This window comes from Haloprofundus marisrubri (genome assembly GCF_001469955.1).
In the GTDB taxonomy this organism is placed as follows: Archaea; Halobacteriota; Halobacteria; order Halobacteriales; family Haloferacaceae; genus Haloprofundus; species Haloprofundus marisrubri.
This window is the reverse complement of the sequence record NZ_LOPU01000001.1, coordinates 1-16,750: the sequence shown is the minus strand read 5'-3', so window position 1 is coordinate 16,750 and position 16,750 is coordinate 1. Positions and strand designations below refer to the sequence as shown.

Here is a 16,750-nt window from a genome sequence, read left to right as displayed (position 1 = left end):
CGCCCGAGATGCCCGAGGCATCCGAGACGAGAGTGCGAACCGACGACGGCCGAGTACGAACGGATGGAGGCGAAGCAGAGACCGATACCGCCGGAGCAGACGACGTTGCGCTCGACCCGTGGGGTTCGTCGACCGTCTCCGATTATCGAAAACTGTTCGAGGAGTTCGGTATCGAGGAGTTCGACGAACTGCTCGACGAAGTGCCTAACCCCCACTACCTGATGCGCCGCGGCGTCATCTTCGGCCACCGCGATTATCGGCCGGTGGCCGACGCGATGCGCAACGGCGACGACTTCGCCGTCTTGTCGGGGTTCATGCCGACCGGCGACCCCCATATCGGCCACAAACTCGTCTTCGACGAGATAATCTGGCACCAACAGCAGGGCGGCGACGCCTACGGCCTCATCGCCGACCTCGAAGCCCATTCGGCCCGCGGCCTCTCGTGGGGCGAAATCGACGAACACGCCCGCGACTACCTGCTGTCGCTCATCGCCCTCGGCTTCGACGCCGAAGACGGTGAACTCTACCGGCAGTCCGACAACCGCGAACTGCAGGACCTCGCCTTCGAACTCGGCTCGAAAGCCAACTTCTCGGAGTTCGAGGCTATCTACGGCTTCGGCGGCGAGACGAGCGTCTCGCACATGCAGTCGGTCGTCACCCAGATGGCCGACATCCTCTACCCACAGTTGGAGAATCCGAAGCCGACGGTCATCCCCGTCGGTCCCGACCAGGACCCTCACGTCCGCCTCGCCCGTGACCTCGCCTCGCGGATGCGATTCTTCGGCGTCACGGAGGCGTACGCGAGCTTCGAACTCGACGATGCCGAGAAGGAACTGGTCGCCGCCTGCTACGAACATCTGGACCCCGACGAGTTCGACGACCACGACCTCCGATGCGTCCACGTCGCCGACTATCTCGACGACGCGACGCCCGAGACGCTCGACGAACTCGGCGTCGTTGCCGCCTCCGACGTCGTCGCCTCCGCACGCGCGAAACTCGACGAGGCGGGAATGGAACCGCTTCGCCCCCGCGTCCGGTTTCTCGACCGTAACGCGACGGAGGAAGCGTTCGATGCGCTCGTCGAAGCTATCGACGGCGAGAAACGCGTCTTCGACGAACACGTCGACACGTTCGAACTCAGCGCCGAAGAAGCCGAAGAACTCGCTCGACAGGTCGAAATAGAGAACGGTGGCTACGGATTCTTGCCGCCATCCTCTATCTACCACCGGTTCATGACGGGACTCACCGGCGGGAAGATGTCCTCGTCGATTCCGGCGAGTCACATCAGCCTGCTCGACGACCCCCAAGAGGGCTACGACAAGGTCCGGTCGGCGACGACCGGCGGCCGCGAGACGGCCGACCTCCAGCGCGAACTCGGCGGCGAGGCCGACAAGTGTCCCGTCTACGAACTGTACGCCTACCTGCTCTCGGGTGACGACGACGAATTTGCGAAGGAGGTGTACGACGAGTGCGTCGGCGGCGAACGTCTCTGCGGTGGCTGCAAGGAACAGGCCGCCGAGTTGATGCGCGAGTTCCTCGAAGACCACCAAGAGAAACGCGAGGAAGCCGAGGAACTCTTGGACTCGTTGGACATCGACCTCGACTCGAAGCGACGGGGTCCCGGCGGCGAGCACTGAGTCGGTCGCCGCGTCCGCTCAGAATCCGATTTCCTCTCCCACACCCTCGTCCTCCGCTGTTTCGTACACGTGCGCGGCCGTCGCCGCATCCAGCACCGCAGTGCCGACGCTTGCGACGACCAGTATCTCGTCGTCGCTCTCGCGTCCCGATTTTCCCTCGAAGGCGTCCGACAGCGGTGTGAGGGCAGCCTCCGTGAGTCCCGCGTCGGCGACGTCGCCCGTCTCCGCCGCCTCCTCGGGAACGTCTGCGAAAATCTGTGACGCTCGCGTCATCGTCTCCGAGTCGAGTTCGCGCATCTCCGAGGTGTACGCGCCGACGGCAACGACGAGCGTCCCAGAATCGAGCGCCGACCCCCGAAAAACCGGCTCCTCGCTCGTCGTCGCGGTGACCACGACGCTCGCGTCCGAGACGGCTGCCTCGGGCGTCTCCACCGCTTGCACGTCCACACCGGCGAGTTCGTCGTCGTCTCGCAGGTCCGCTGCGCACTCCTTGCGGGAGTCGCTCGGCGAGTAGATTCGGACGGATTCGAGATTCGTCGCCGCCGCGATAGCGCGCGTCTGCCAGCGCGCTTGGGTGCCCGCGCCGACGACGCCGAGTCGTACGCTCTCGCCCGCCGCGAGATGTTTCGCCGAGAGGCCGCCGATACAGCCGGTTCGGGCGTTCGTGATGCGCGTCCCGGCCATGTACGACAGCGGCAACCCCGTATTCGCGTCCGTCAGCGCGATTTGAGCGTTGACGGTCGGCAACCCTCGCTCCGCGTTGCCGCCGTGGACCGCCGCGAGTTTCGTCGCGTAGGTGTCCGAGCCGTGGAGGTACGCGGGCATCGTTAACGCGGTTCCAGCCGGATTCGCTTCCGATTCGTCGGTGCCGACAGGGAAGTGTGGACGCGGCGGACGCTCCACTTCGCCGCGACCCTGTTTGACGAACGCCGTTTCGACGACTGGGAGGAGTTCCGAGAGCGAGAGCAGGCGAGAGACATCGTCGTCGGAGAGAACGCGAATCGTACGTCTGGTCATGCCAGCAGTCCACACGGAAGACAGGTGAACGTTTCGTGGTCGGAGACATGCGCCGACGACCGCCGGTCGAAACACGCTTGTGTCACGCCACCGATGCGCATGCCATGCACGTAGTCGTCGTCGGGGGCGGAATCGTCGGTCTCTCCTGTGCGCACGCGCTCGCCGAACGCGGCGCGGCGGTCACCGTCTGTGAAGCGGGAACTCTCGGCGGCGGCAGCACCGCCCGCGCTGCCGGCGGGATTCGAACGCAGTTCTCCACGCGGGTGAACGTCGAACTCTCGCTTGCGAGTCTACCCGTCTGGGAGTCGTTCGAGGAGCGTTTCGGCGTCGACATCGCCTACAACCGGCCGGGCTATCTCTTCTTGGCCCGCGAGGACGACACCGCCGCCGCGTTCGGCGACCAAGTGACGATGCAGCGAGCGTGTGGCGGAGAAAGCGAGCTGCTCTCACCAGAGGAACTGAGAAAGCGGTGGCCCCACGTCAGAAGCGAGCAGTTCGTCGCAGCCACCTACTCGCCGCTCGACGGCTTCGCCGACCCGTATCTCGCGCTGCAGGGGTACGCCACCGCCGCCCGAGAAACGGGTGTCGACGTACGGACGAAGACACCGGTCGAAGAAATCGACCGAATCGGTTCCGATGGCGAATCTCCGCGGTTCCGCGTCGAGACGCCGAGTGAGACGCTCGAAGCCGACTTCGTCGTGAACGCCGCCGGCGCGTGGGCGGCCCGCGTCGGCGCGATGGTCGACCTCGACCTCCCCATCTCGCCGCGGCGTCGCCAAGTTACGGTCGTCGAGCCAGAGTCGACACTCGCCGAGTCCGAACCGCTCACCATCGACCTCGACACGGGGTCGTACTTCCGCCCCGAACGCGACGGACAGGCGCTCGTCGGCGGCCAGTTCGACGAGAAGGATTCGGACGTGGACCCGGACCGGTTCTCCGAGTCGATGGACCTCGACTGGGCGGTGACGGCCGTCGAACGCGCCGCCGACTGCGCCGACTACTTCGGCCCCGAGACCCGAATCGTCCGCGGGTGGGCCGGACTGTACGCGGTGACTCCCGACAACCACGCCATCGTCGAGGAGAGCGCGCCCGGCGTCGTCACGGCTGCTGGCTTCTCGGGGCACGGATTTCAGCACGCGCCCGCAACGGGTCGCGTCGTCGCGGAACTCTGTCTCGACGGCGAGGCCTCCCACGTCGACGTGTCGGCGTTGTCGTCGTCGCGGTTCGAGGCGGGCGAGGCCATCGAGGAGCGAAACGTCGCCTGAGTCTGCGAGGAGTCGTGTGTTTATATCCTGTCGAGAGAATCGGTCGATATGGCGCCCCTCCCTCGAACTGCTCTCCTCCGAACCCATCTCCGAGAGCGCTCGGCCTCGATGGCTGCCGGATACGCGATGGCTGGTGCGGCATTCGCCGCTGTCGCCGTATTCGTCGTCCTCTCCGGGGCCGTCTCGGTTCTCGACTACGTCCAGACGGACCCACAGGTCCGAAACACGGCTCTCCAATTTCTCTTCCCGCTTCTCGGCGTCGTCGCCGCGGTCTTCGTCACACCCGCGGCGTTTCTCGTCGGGGTCGTCACGTGGCGACGATTCGTTCCCGCGGCGGCGTCGGCGAGACGAGGTGCAGTCGCCGGCGTCGTCACTGTTCTCGGCAGCTACGTCCTCGCGGGTTTCGGCGTCTCGGTCGCTGGAGTCGTCGTAATCTTCGTCGAGAACGTCAACTCCGCGTTGTTCTTCGACCAGTGGAGTCTCGCCGAACTCGTCGAGGGGACGCCCCGCGGAGCGTGGGCCGGTGTCGTCGCCGCCGGCTACGGCCTCGTACTCACGTGGTGGCTCACGCTTCCGCTCGGAGCCGTCGCCGGTTGGCGGCACCAGCGCCGAGCGTGAGACGTAATCGCACGTGTTCGGAACCGTTTTGCCCGCGCATCGGAAACGAAGGGGTATGCGCACCGAACCCATCGGCGCAAGTCAGACAACAAAATCGACCGACAGCGGCGGGTTCGGCTTCTTCTTTGCGGCCGCCTGAGAGCGGCGGACTCTCCACCGACGCGAGGGCGTCGGCGGCGACGAAACCGCTCGGGTCGGCCGGTCGTCCGACTGTCCGGTCGTCCGGTGGCCACTCGCCGGCCATCGACGACCGCCGCGGGCGACGAGCGTTCGGAACTGCTAACAAGCGGGCAAACGGTGTCAACGACAATCAGCAATCAGTATGCGACTCCCGGAATCACAGGTCGCGGTGTTGGAAGCCGCGAGCACGGACGAACAGACCGTCGGCGAACTCGCCGACGAGACAGGACTCAAACCGGAGACGGTGACGCGAGCGGCGTTCGACCTCCGCGACGACGGCCTCGTCGCTATCGAGGAACGGACCGAGACGACGACGACGCTCACCGAGGAGGGTGAACAGTACATCGAGGCGGGTCTCCCCGAGGTTCGTCTCTACCGCGCCGCCGTCGATGCTGGCGGCGACGCCGACGCGGTCCCGATGGGCCAAGTCATCGGTGCGTCGGAACTGGCAGGCCCCGAAGTCGACATCGCGCTGTCGAACTTCGCGCGGAAGGGCTACGGCCGCATCGACAGCGGCGAGTTGGTCGTCGACGCGGACGCGGACCCCGACGCCGACGACGAGGCAGCGGCACTCGCCGCGCTCGCGGACGGCGAAGCGGTCGACGACGAGCAGGTGCTGGAGGAACTCGACCGTCGCGGACTCGTCAATCGAACTGAATCGACGGTTCGCTCGATTTCGCTCACCGACGACGGCGTCACCGCGATGATGGAAGGCGTCGAAGTCGCCGAGACGGTCGACCGACTCACTCCGGAACTCCTCACTTCGGGCGAGTGGCGCGACGTGGAGTTCACCGAGTACAACGTCGAAGCCGACGCCCCCGAGGAACGCGGCGGGAAAGTTCACGTCCTTCGCCAAACCGCAGAGCGAGTGAAGGACACGCTCGTCGGCATGGGCTTTCAGGAGATGGAGGGTCCACACGCCGACTCGGAGTTCTGGATTAACGACTGCCTGTTCATGCCACAGGACCACCCGGCGCGCACCCACTGGGACCAGTTCGCGCTGGACGTTCCGCCGATGGAGGAGATTCCCGAAGACCTCCTCGACCGCGTTGAATCCGCACACCGCGAGGGTGTCGGCGACGACGGCGACGGCTACCACTCGCCGTGGACCGAGAATGTCGCACGAGAAATCGACCTGCGCGGTCACACCACGTCGCTGTCGATGCGCTATCTCTCGGGATTCGCCGAGGGCGAGTTGGAGCCTCCACAGCGGTACTTCTCCGTCGAGAAGGTGTACCGCAACGACACCCTCGACGCGACCCATCTTCTGGAGTTCTTCCAAATCGAGGGGTGGGTGATGGCCGAGGACCTCTCGGTGCGCGACCTGATGGGGACGTTCGAGGAGTTCTACCGCCAGTTCGGCATCACGGATATCCAGTTCAAACCACATTACAACCCGTACACGGAGCCGAGTTTCGAACTGTTCGGTCGTCACCCGACGACGGGTGAACTCATCGAAATCGGCAACTCGGGAATGTTCCGCCCCGAGGTTCTCGAACCGTTGGGCGTCGACTGCGACGTGATGGCGTGGGGCCTCGCACTCGAACGGCTCGCCATGCTCGTCACCGGTGCCGAAGACATCCGGGACCTACACGGAACGCTCGCCGACCTCGACTTCCTGCGGAACGCGGAGGTGATTCGCTAATGCCAGTCGTAGACGTAGACACCGACGAACTTCGCCAGTTGACCGGCCACGACGAGAAATCCGACGAAGAACTCAAGGAGGACCTCTTCGCGCTCGGCCTCGAATACGAGGGCGAAACCGAGGACGGTCTTCTTCAGTTCGAGTTCGGCCCGGACCGCCTCGACCGTCTCTCGGTCGAAGGCGTCGCCCGGTCGCTTCGCTACCAGTACGGCGACGACCGAGGCGTGTACGTCCCGCAACTGAACTCGCCCGATTGGACCATCGACGTTGAGGAGTCCGTCCCCGAGCAGCGACCGTACGTCACGGGCGCTGTCGTCCGCGGCGTCAACATGGACGAGGAGACACTCGACTCGCTCATCCAGTTGCAGGAGAAACTCCACGCGACGATGGGCCGAAAGCGCGTCAAAGGCGCTATCGGCATCCACGACCTCGTGATGCTGAAAGGCGAGGATTTGGGCGAGGGCGGCGGCAACTCCATCACGTACCGTGGCGTCGACCCCGACGGCGAGCGGTTCGTTCCGCTCGATTCGGACGCCGAACTGACGCCCGGCGAGGTGCTCGAACAGCATCCGACTGGCGAGAAGTACGCCGATGTCGTCGCCGACTACGAGCGCTACCCCGCCATCTACGACGAACTCGGACTGTTCTCGTTCCCGCCGGTCATCAACGGTCGCCGGACGGAAGTCGACGAGGACTCGACCGATTTGTTCGTCGAACTGACCGGAACCGACCAGTGGACCATCGACAAGATGTGCAACATCATCTGCTACGCGCTGTCGGCGCGCGGCGGGACCGTCGAGGAAGTCGAAGTCGAGACACCGGAAGGGACGCTCGTCCGCCCGGATTTCGACGTGGACACGAAGGAGGTAGGACACGACCGTATCGAGACGCTGCTGGGCGCCGAGTTGGAGTTCGAGGAAGTCGTCGACCTGTTCGAGCGCTCCGGACTGGACGCCACCACCAACCTCGGCGACGAGATGAGCTACGACGTGGAGATTCCGCCGTACCGCGTCGACGTGCTGCATCCGGTGGACCTCGTCGACGACGTGGGTCGCGCTTACGGGTTCAACACGCTCGAACCGCGCTACCCCGACGTGGGAACCGTCGGCGGCCGCCACGACCGGTCGGACCTCGAACGCGCGGTGCGCGAGCGACTCGTCGGCCTCGGCTTCGAGGACATGCTGAACTTCCACATGACCGACGAGGCGATGAACTACGATGGGATGTCCGTGGCGCCTGAATCCGAGAGCGACGCCGACACCGTCCTCGGCGCGACGCCGCCGGTCCGCATCGTCGAACCGTACAGCGAAGACTACACGATGCTGCGGACGTGGGCGCTGCCGTCGCTGATGACCGTCTTGGAGAACAACACCCACCGCGCCTACCCGCAGGACCTCTCGGAAGTCGGCTTCGTCGCCCACGAGGACACTGAGGAGAACACCGGCGTCGCCGAGAGTCACCGCGTCGCGGGCGTACTCGCGCGCTACGACGCGACGTACGAGGACGCGAAAGCCAAACTGCAGGCGCTCTGTGGCGACTTCGGCGTCGAGTTGGAGACTCCTGCTACTGAGCATCCGTCGTTCATCGACGGACGGACCGCTGCCGTCGTCGTCGACGGCGAAAACGTGGGTGTCGTCGGCGAGATTCTCCCCGAAGTGTTGGTCGGACACGACCTCGAACTGCCCGTCGTGGCGTTCGAGTTCGAGTTGTCGGCGCTGGAGTAAGGACGCTCAGCTTTTCTTTTTTCGCAGTGAGTACACTTATCTATCTCATTTGATTACCGAAGTGACAGCAATGGTTCTCGACCCGGAATCGCAGACGCCCGCCGAAATCGGCCTCGTCGGGACGTTCGTTGGCCTCTGTCTCGCGGTCGGATTTGCGCTTCTCTCCGGGTCCATCTCGCCTATCACGTCTGGACTGCTCTTTTTCGTGCCTGCCGGGTTGATACTCGCGCTTCTACTGGCGAACTTCCGCACGTGGAGCCAATTTCTCGCGGACCTCGTTGCGTCGGGTCCCGCCCGACCCGAGTACGACGGCACGCGGTCGAACCCCACGCAGGAACTAACCCGACTTCGACAACGGTACGTCAGCGGCGAACTCTCCGACGAACAGTTCGAACGGAAGTTACAGCTGCTTTTGAACACCGAGACGCTGGAGGAGTCACGCGAGTACGTACAGCGAGAAACCGAACAGTAGCGACGACGCTCACCGTCGCGCGGCGAGATAGACGACCGCCAACTCGCGGAGTCTCGGGTGCGACACGGCGTGCGGCCGCGCCTGCCGAACCACCGCGAACGAGTCGGCAAGCGACCGACTCTCTTCGATTGCGAGCGTCGCAGCGACGACCGTGCTGCTCCGCGAGATGCCGGCTTTGCAGTGAATCAGCGTCGGCCGGTCGGTTCGATACAGTTGCCGAGCGGTGTCGAGTGCGCCCTCGAACGACGACCACTCTGCGTCGTATCCGTCGACGAGCGGGCGATGGTGTGTCGTGAGCGGATGTTCTTCGTCAGTTACTGAGAGGACTGCGTGGAACTCGTGGTCGTGTCGCTCCGGGTTTGCCGCGTGGACGTTCCCGAGGTACAGTTTCCGGTCGCCGATGCGCCGGACGACCGCCTCGTCTTCGACGTAGCCGAACGGCCGGACTACGGGCGCTTCCGACTGCTTGCCCTCGGAGAGGTCGTCTGGAGCCACTTTCGACGTGTATTCGCCCGCTGTGCTTCAGGGTTCGCCAACTGGACTTCCGGCTTGCTTCGACCCGACTCGCTTCATTCCTCACACACTCCCTTTTGCAGCAACTGTCACTGGCTCCGGTCTCGATTCTCTCTGACTGAATACAAATAACTCGAACGAATATCTGATTCTCCGTTATTCTTCTTGGGAATCTCAGGCTCCGGTGGATATATGTGGCTGATTGTCGCAGGACGATACGTCATGAATCCTCACGAAAAACAGTTCGAGACTCTGTCCGTGACCTACGGCGAACGCGGCCAGCGACCCGCCGACGGCGTCGAGGACGTCGTCGTTCCCCTCCACCTGAGTTCGACGTACGAAGTCTCCGACATCAACCCCGACGTCGGTCTCGAAGACTTGGACCCCGACGAGGGCCAGTTCCTCTACTCACGGCTCTCGAATCCGACGCGAAACGCGCTCGAACATCGACTCGCGGCGCTCGAAGGCGGCGAACACGGATTTGCCTTCGCCTCCGGAACGGCCGCTATCGTCGCCACGGTGATGGCCGCCGTCGAACCCGGCGACCACGTCGTCGCTTTCGACGACCTCTACGGCGGGACGCGCACGATGCTCACCCGACTGTTCGAAGAGCGTCTCCACGTCGACGTGTCGTTCGTCGACGCCCGTGAGGTCGACGCCGTCGCCGACGCGATGCGCGAGGAGACCTCCTTGGTCTGGATGGAGACGCCGACCAACCCGCTGCTTCGACTCTGTGACATCGAAGCCATCGCCGAGGTTGCGCGCGACCACGACGCGCTGCTCGGCGTCGACAACACGTTCCTCAGTCCGGCGTGTCAGAACCCGCTCGAACTCGGCGCTGATGTCGTGGTCCACAGCACAACCAAGTATCTCAACGGCCACAGCGACTCGCTCGGCGGGGCGGCCATCACCGACTGTCCGAACTTGTCCGAGGAGATTGCGTTCCTCCAGCGCGTCGGCATGGGCAACATGCTCTCGCCGTTCGACTCGTATCTCGTGCTCCGGGGAATGAAGACGCTCCCGTTGCGGATGCGCCAGCACAACGAGAACGCGATGGAAGTCGCGCGGTTCTTCGAGGACCACGACCGCGTGCGGGCGGTTCACTACCCCGGATTGGAGAGCCACCCGCAACACGAACTGGCCGAGCGACAGATGTCCGGTTACGGTGGCGTACTCTCGGTGGAACTGGACACCGACCTCGACGGGACGGCCGCGTTCCTCGGCCACCTCTCGGAGTTCGCACTGGCAGTGAGCCTCGGCGGCGTGGAGTCGCTCGTCGAGCATCCGGCGACGATGACGCACTCGCCGCTCTCGCAGGCCGAACGTGACGAACTCGGTATCTCTGACTCCTTGATTCGCATCTCCGTCGGCGTCGAACACGTCGACGACCTGATTTCGGATTTGGAGGCCGGATTCGCGGCGCTCGCGTCGCACTCGATGGCCAGTAGTGACGCGGCGGCGATGTCGGACGACGACTGACCCTCTCACTTCCGTTCTCGGTTTGCTTTTGCTCAGTCGCCGGCTTTGACCTCTTTTCGACCGGTGAGCATCTCGGGGTCGAGGCGGTACTCGCGGAACGTAATCTCCTCGGGCGGTCGGTCGAAGATGTCTACCTCTGGGATTTCGACCGCCCACAGTCCCTGCACGGCGTTCGACTCGTACGATGCCTCGGTCACGTCTTCGAGTGTCCCGGTGGCGACGACGCTTCGCCACCTGTCGTCGGTCTGCGCGTGTGTGACAAACGTGATGGGCCTGTCGACGACGCTCTCTTTCGTCCCCTCGGGCCGAAACGAGAGTCGGAAGTAGAAGTTGCCCGTCTCGGCGTCGTAGCCGTAGGACACCGGAACCGTGAACGGTGACTTATCGACCCCTTCACCGAAGGAGATGACGCCCGTCCCCCCGCTGCCGAGAAACGCGTTCAGTTCGTCGGTGCTCAGTTGAACCCAGCGAATACCTTGCATAGACCGTGGTACGACATGACGGCACAAAGGTATCGGGTCGCTTTTCGGCTGTGTTGGCGGTCGCGGTGAGGATGTCGCTGTCGACGTCGCCGCCGCCTCCTCGCTTCATTGTCGTTCGCCGCCGCCTCCGGTGTCCCGTAACCGAGGCGTTTAACAGCGGTCCGGGGAGTAGACACGTCCGAGAATGCCCAGTGGAGATTACGACCCGGAGGCCACGGAACGAAAGTGGCAGGAGCGGTGGGTTGACGAGAACACGTACGATTACGACGACGCCGCGGTAGACGGGGATACGGTCTTCTCTATCGACTCGCCGCCGCCGACGGTGTCGGGGAGTCTCCACTGGGGTCACGTTTACGGCTTCACGCTACAGGACTTCGTCGCCCGCTTCGAGCGGATGCGCGGCGAGAACGTCTTCTTCCCGTTCGGCTACGACGACAACGGTATCGCCTCCGAGCGACTCACGGAAGGCGAACTCGACATCCAGCACCAAGATTACGAGCGTCGCGAGTTCCAACAGCTCTGCCGCGAGGTCTGCGCGGAGTACGAGTCGGAGTTCACCGAGAAGATGCAGGCACTCGGTATCTCTATCGACTGGGACCACACCTACCGGACTATCGAACCGCGGGTCCAGCGTGCTTCCCAACTCTCCTTTATCGAACTGTACGAGCAGGGCCGCGAGTATCGCCAGCGCGCACCCGCCATCTGGTGTCCCGAGTGTGAAACGGCGATTTCGCAGGTGGAGACCGAAGACGACGAACAGCCGAGTCACTTCCACGACCTCGAGTTCGAGGTCACGGATTCGGAAGACTCCTTTATCATCTCGACGACGCGACCCGAACTGCTTCCCGCGTGTGTGGCCGTCTTCGTCCACCCCGACGACGACGATAACCAACACCTGGTGGGCGAAGAAGCGACGATTCCGCTGTTCGGCCAGTCGGTGCCGATTATCGCCGACGACCGCGTCGACATGGAAACGGGGTCGGGCATCGTCATGTGCTGTACGTTCGGTGACCAAAACGACATCGAGTGGTATCAGGCACACGACCTAGACCTCCGCATCGCCATCGACGAGTCCGGGACACTGACCGAGGAAGCCGACGAGTACGCCGGACTGGACCGCGACGAGGCCCGCGAGGCCATCGTCTCGGACCTCGACGACGCGGGCTACCTCTTGGACCGGCGCGCCATCACCCACGTGGTGAACGTCCACGAGCGCTGCGGGACGAGCGTCGAGTTCCTGGTCACCGAGCAGTGGTACATCAAACTGCTCGACAAAACCGACGAGTATCTGGAGGCGGGCCGCCAGATGGAGTGGTTCCCCGAGAAGATGTTTACTCGATATAAGAACTGGATTGAGGGTCTCCAGTGGGACTGGTCTATCTCCCGACAGCGTTCGTCTGGGATTCCGTTCCCGGTCTGGTACTGTGCGGAGTGTGACCACGAGGTCATCGCCGACAAGGAGAACCTGCCGGTCGACCCGCTGTCGGACGACCCGCCGGTCGACGCCTGCTCGGAGTGTGGCCACGACGAGTTCGTCGCCGAAGACGACGTGTTCGACACGTGGGCCACGTCCTCGCTGACGCCGCTCATCAACGCCGGGTGGGACTGGGATGCAGAGAGCGAAGAGTACGGGATGGAGCACCCCGAAATCTACCCGTTCGACGTGCGCCCGCAGGGCCACGACATCATCTCGTTTTGGCTGTTCCACACCGTCGTGAAGTGCTACGAGCACACCGGCGAGGTGCCGTTCGACTCGGTGATGATAAACGGGATGGTGCTCGACGAGAACCGCGTGAAGATGTCCAAATCGCTGGGCAACATCGTCTCGCCCGACGAGGTGTTGGAGAAGTACCCCGTCGACGCCGCGCGCTACTGGGCCGCGGGCAGCGCCGTCGGCGACGACCTGCCGTACAACGAGAAAGGCATCGTCGCTGGCGAGAAGTTGCTCCGCAAGCTCTGGAACGCGTCGAAACTCGTCGACAGCCTCACCCCCGACGAGCGACTCGACCAACCGGACCTGAAAGCTATCGACCGCTGGTTGCTCGCGGAGATGGACGACACCATCCGCTTCGTCACTGAGAAACTCGAAGCTCGGGAGTTCTCGAAGGCGCGGGACCACCTCCGGAGTTTCTTCTGGCACACGTTCTGTGACGACTACCTCGAAATCGCCAAGGAACGCGACGATGAGTCGGCGGCGTACACGCTGCAGACGGCGCACCGTCGCTTCCTCAAACTGTTTGCGCCGTTCCTCGCGCACATCACCGAGGAACTGTGGCGCGAACTGTACGACGAGACGAGCATCCACAACACCGACTGGCCCGAACCGCTCGGGTTGGACGCCGACCACGAGGCCGGCGAGACGGCGATGGCCGTCGTCGGCGCACTTCGTAAGTACAAGAGCGACGCGCAGTTGTCGCTGAACGCCGCTATCGACACCGTCGAGGTGTACGGCAACGTCGCCGGGTTCGAGGCGGACATCCAGCGCGTGATGCACGTCGACTCGCTGACGATGCTGGACGAAGAACCCGAAATCGAGTCGGTCGTGACGGGCATCGACCTCGACTACTCCGTCGTCGGTCCCGAGTACGGCAGCCAAGTGCCCGAAATCGAGGCCGGTCTCGAAGCGGACGAGTACGAACTCGGCGACGATTCGCTCTCGGTCGCGGGCATCGAACTCGACTCGGAGATGTTCGAGGTGGACCGCGAACGTCGCTACACCGGCGAAGGCGAGATGCTCGAAGCCGACGACGCTATCGTCATCGTCCAGAACTGAGCCGACGCTCACTGCAGAACGGGTGGTCAGTCGGTGAACTTCACGCGGGCGTCGCCCGCGTGTGCGGACTGCTTCTATCGGTCGACGTTCTCAGAGGTCGACGCCGACCGCGTCTTCGACGCTGTCGAACCCGTCTCGCTCCAGCAGGGCGAGTACTCCTTCGTTGATGTCGCGGGCAACGCTCGGACCTTCGTAGACGAGACCCGTGTACAACTGGACGAGGCTCGCGCCCGCGCGAATCTTCTCGTAGGCTCCTTCGGCATCGGAGACACCGCCGACACCGATTATCGGGACGTCGGTCCGACGGGCGACGAACCGTATCGTCTTCGTCGCGCGGTTCTCGATGGGTTTGCCCGAGAGGCCACCTCTCTCCGCTTGGTTCGGGTTTCTGAGCGAGGCGGGGCGTTCGGTCGTCGTGTTCGTGGCGACGACGCCGTCGAGTTCGAGGTCGTCGACGACGGCGAGCGCATCTTCGATAGCCGGTTCGGGGAGGTCCGGCGAGAACTTCACGAGCAATGGGGCGGCACCGGCGTCTCTGAGCGCTCCGAGGATACGCTCTAAGGACTCGCGGTTCTGGAGTTCGCGGAGTCCCGGCGTGTTCGGACTGGAGACGTTGACGACGAAGTAGTCGCCCGCGTCGGCGACGCGTTCGTAGGTGTAACGGTAGTCGTCGGCCGCCTCGGCCAGCGGCGTGGACTTCGACTTGCCGATGTTGATGCCGACGGGAACGTCGGGCAGTTCTTCGGTGTCGAGTCGGTCACCCACCGCGTCGGCTCCGTGGTTGTTGAAGCCCATCCGGTTGATGATGGCGCCGTCCTCGGGGAGACGGAACATCCGTGGACGGGGGTTGCCGGGTTGACGCTCGGCGGTGACGCCGCCGACTTCGACGTGGCCGAAGCCGAGGGCGGCGAGCACTGAAGGAATCTCGGCGTTCTTGTCGAACCCGGCGGCGACGCCGACGGGGTTCTGAAACGTCTGTCCGAACCGCTCGACGTGGAGACGGGCGTCGTCGACAACGTAGCGTCGTGCGAGCGCATCCTCGACTGTGGTGTGCTGTACGGCGCGGAGCAGTCGGTGAGTCGTTCGGTGAATCGTCTCGGGGGGTAGCGCGAACAGCGCGGGTTTCGTCGCGTCGTACAGTCGCATCGTGTGTACGCACCCGACGTGCCGGCATTAATCCGCCGGACGCGTCGCTGGCGGAGTAGGATTATCGAGAAACGGACGCGTTCAGAAGTCGTGTTCTACTTCGTCCGGGTCGGCTTTTTGGATGATAATCTTGTTGTCGCGGACACGGACGAACACTTCGTCACCGATATCGAGACCAGCGACCGCGAGTTCGTCTTCGTGGAGGTTTACGTGTACGTTGTGGTATTCGCCGTTTTCGTCTTTGGCGCCACTCGGGCTGAGCTTCTTTTTCCGAACCATCGCGGTTGTCTACTCGAACTTCGCTGTAGGATATACATAAGTGTTGTCTCACCGCGCTCCGCGTGCGCGCGGGCGGAGAGAAAAAGAGACGAAATCACGAAATTCAAGACGAAATCCGGGCGACGGCCGCCCAGCGTCGGCGACGGTTCCTCGTCTCCTAATCGCCAGCAGCCACGACGATAATATTTAACGGTTTCGTCGGATAGTGCTCATTTAGCCGATATATTTATATCAGACCGTGTGTTCGATTGCCATGGAGAGCAGAAAACCATGGTACGTGAAGACGGTAAGCGCAATTTCGCGCTTCGAGATACGAGTGGAACGGAGTCGAGTGTGTTTTCGGGGAATACTCCCCGACAAGCGGCGCTGAAGGCCGCGAGACGGCTCGAACCCGGCAATTCCGAGGAGAACGCCGACCGGACAGAGCTTCGCCTCCGAGAGAAGGGGACCGACAAGGTCCACATCTACGACGGGTGGGCGTGGAACGAGACGGCCCCCGACAACAAACCCGACTGGATGCCCGACGACATCACGGAGGCGAACGTCTCGAAGAAGGGTATCGAACACATCGAAGAGTAGGAGTTCGTCGTCTGGACATCTTTTGCCGCCGCTGTTCTCCGACAGGATTTTTTAGCGCGTACTCGGAGAGACAGACGCGCGGCTAACACTCGACTAGACCACACGCGCAACGCGTGGGATGACCGGTCGACCTCCTGCCGTGCGACACACTACTTCCTCGAGCCGCGTCTTCGTCGAGTCCGTACTCTGTTCTACACTGTCGCGTGTCGACGACTCTCTCACGGTGTGAAACCGCATGACGGGGAGCCTTCGGTTCGACGGCCTTTTATGTAACCCTGCCATTGCTGATAATGCGAAGGTCGCCCCGTGACGGGGTGACCGGGGTTGCCCCGAAGTCGTGCCCTGCACGAACCCTGTGGCAATCCCGAGACGACGCCCTTATATACTAAGGGTGTTTTCGTCGAAGTACGCGAGGTCGCCGCCGGATATCGATTTGGCGACGACCGGCATCCGATGCCCTTAAGTGTATCAGGGCATTCGGAGGTAATGCGGAAAGACAAAGACACGATGCGATTGCGAGGTCGTTCAAACCGGCCATCAATCGTGGACCGCCAACGAGGTTCGATGGGTTTATACCCCCGAATCACATTGGTTCAGGTCCGAAGGAAATGAGGATTCCGCCCCTGCGGTCCGCCGTACACGACGGAATCTGATGTGAGCCAACGTAGTTCGGTGACACCCGACCGACCGACGGTCCCGTCACCGAACTCGGACCATGCAATACTTACACAACGGTGATTCGCTCTCGTCAGAGAGCAAATCCCGCCACCCCCTGACCCACCAGGGTCAGGAACATTCCGGTTGATCCTGCCGGAGGTCATTGCTATCGGGGTCCGATTTAGCCATGCTAGTTGTACGAGCTTAGACTCGTAGCGGATAGCTCAGTAACACGTGGCCAAACTACCCTACAGAGAACGATAACCTCGGGAAACTGAGGCTAA

The 16,750-nt window shown here is 63.3% G+C and carries 14 protein-coding genes and 1 rRNA gene; 10 read left to right on the top strand and 5 right to left on the bottom strand.

Features of this window, described 5'->3' with window-relative positions; all coding sequences use genetic code 11:
* Positions 1-8 precede the first annotated feature (8 nt).
* Positions 9-1,637, top strand: coding sequence for a tryptophan--tRNA ligase (locus AUR64_RS00075; RefSeq protein ID WP_058579973.1), 1,629 nt, complete (start codon positions 9-11; stop codon positions 1,635-1,637).
* Between the two features lie 18 nt (positions 1,638-1,655).
* On the opposite strand, the gene AUR64_RS00070 is transcribed toward AUR64_RS00075, so the two are convergent.
* Positions 1,656-2,654: an ornithine cyclodeaminase family protein gene (locus AUR64_RS00070; RefSeq protein WP_058579911.1), complete on the bottom strand. Its 999-nt coding sequence runs from the start codon at positions 2,652-2,654 to the stop codon at positions 1,656-1,658.
* A gap of 104 nt (positions 2,655-2,758) precedes the next feature.
* Between AUR64_RS00070 and AUR64_RS00065 the strand changes: the two genes are divergently transcribed.
* The 5 genes from AUR64_RS00065 to AUR64_RS00045 all read left to right on the top strand — a co-directional run bounded on the left by AUR64_RS00065 (position 2,759) and on the right by AUR64_RS00045 (position 8,558).
* Positions 2,759-3,919 carry an NAD(P)/FAD-dependent oxidoreductase gene (locus AUR64_RS00065; protein ID WP_058579910.1) on the top strand — a complete coding sequence of 387 codons (1,161 nt, stop codon included), beginning with the start codon at positions 2,759-2,761 and terminating at the stop codon, positions 3,917-3,919.
* A 48-nt stretch (positions 3,920-3,967) separates the two neighbouring features.
* Entirely contained in the window at positions 3,968-4,537 is a 570-nt protein-coding gene (locus tag AUR64_RS00060) for a hypothetical protein (RefSeq protein WP_155120392.1), read from the top strand.
* 322 nt (positions 4,538-4,859) lie between these two features.
* The gene (gene pheS / locus AUR64_RS00055) at positions 4,860-6,362 is read left to right on the top strand and encodes a phenylalanine--tRNA ligase subunit alpha (protein ID WP_058579908.1); all 1,503 of its coding nucleotides are present in this window, start codon (positions 4,860-4,862) and stop codon (positions 6,360-6,362) included.
* Complete coding sequence (pheT, locus tag AUR64_RS00050) at positions 6,362-8,086, top strand: phenylalanine--tRNA ligase subunit beta (RefSeq protein WP_058579907.1); 1,725 nt, start codon at positions 6,362-6,364, stop codon at positions 8,084-8,086. Before pheS ends, pheT begins: the two co-directional genes overlap by 1 nt.
* Before the next feature lie 70 nt (positions 8,087-8,156).
* Positions 8,157-8,558: an SHOCT domain-containing protein gene (locus tag AUR64_RS00045; protein WP_058579906.1), complete on the top strand. Its 402-nt coding sequence runs from the start codon at positions 8,157-8,159 to the stop codon at positions 8,556-8,558.
* 9 nt (positions 8,559-8,567) lie between these two features.
* Here the strand turns inward: AUR64_RS00045 and AUR64_RS00040 are convergent, their stop codons facing one another.
* On the bottom strand, positions 8,568-9,053 hold the full coding sequence (locus AUR64_RS00040) for a protein-tyrosine phosphatase family protein (protein WP_058579905.1): 486 nt from the start codon (positions 9,051-9,053) through the stop codon (positions 8,568-8,570).
* 240 nt (positions 9,054-9,293) lie between these two features.
* Here AUR64_RS00040 and AUR64_RS00035 point away from each other — a divergent pair, with 240 nt between their 5' ends.
* Positions 9,294-10,550, top strand: a complete 1,257-nt coding sequence (locus AUR64_RS00035) for a trans-sulfuration enzyme family protein (protein ID WP_058579972.1) — start codon at positions 9,294-9,296, stop codon at positions 10,548-10,550.
* Positions 10,551-10,582: 32 nt separating this feature from the next.
* Here the strand turns inward: AUR64_RS00035 and AUR64_RS00030 are convergent, their stop codons facing one another.
* Positions 10,583-11,032 carry a pyridoxamine 5'-phosphate oxidase family protein gene (locus AUR64_RS00030; RefSeq protein WP_058579904.1) on the bottom strand — a complete coding sequence of 150 codons (450 nt, stop codon included), beginning with the start codon at positions 11,030-11,032 and terminating at the stop codon, positions 10,583-10,585.
* Between the two features lie 184 nt (positions 11,033-11,216).
* On the opposite strand from AUR64_RS00030, the gene AUR64_RS00025 reads away from it, so the two are divergent.
* Positions 11,217-13,805, top strand: a complete 2,589-nt coding sequence (locus AUR64_RS00025) for a valine--tRNA ligase (protein WP_058579903.1) — start codon at positions 11,217-11,219, stop codon at positions 13,803-13,805.
* A 90-nt stretch (positions 13,806-13,895) separates the two neighbouring features.
* On the opposite strand, the gene AUR64_RS00020 is transcribed toward AUR64_RS00025, so the two are convergent.
* Both AUR64_RS00020 and AUR64_RS00015 read right to left on the bottom strand, forming a co-directional pair.
* Positions 13,896-14,951 carry a quinone-dependent dihydroorotate dehydrogenase gene (locus AUR64_RS00020; protein WP_058579902.1) on the bottom strand — a complete coding sequence of 352 codons (1,056 nt, stop codon included), beginning with the start codon at positions 14,949-14,951 and terminating at the stop codon, positions 13,896-13,898.
* Positions 14,952-15,032: 81 nt separating this feature from the next.
* Positions 15,033-15,230, bottom strand: coding sequence for an AbrB/MazE/SpoVT family DNA-binding domain-containing protein (locus AUR64_RS00015; protein WP_058579901.1), 198 nt, complete (start codon positions 15,228-15,230; stop codon positions 15,033-15,035).
* Between the two features lie 270 nt (positions 15,231-15,500).
* Here AUR64_RS00015 and AUR64_RS00010 point away from each other — a divergent pair, with 270 nt between their 5' ends.
* On the top strand, positions 15,501-15,809 hold the full coding sequence (locus tag AUR64_RS00010) for a non-histone chromosomal MC1 family protein (RefSeq protein WP_058579900.1): 309 nt from the start codon (positions 15,501-15,503) through the stop codon (positions 15,807-15,809).
* Between the two features lie 794 nt (positions 15,810-16,603).
* A 16S ribosomal RNA gene (locus tag AUR64_RS00005) occupies positions 16,604-16,750 on the top strand; the annotation flags it as partial.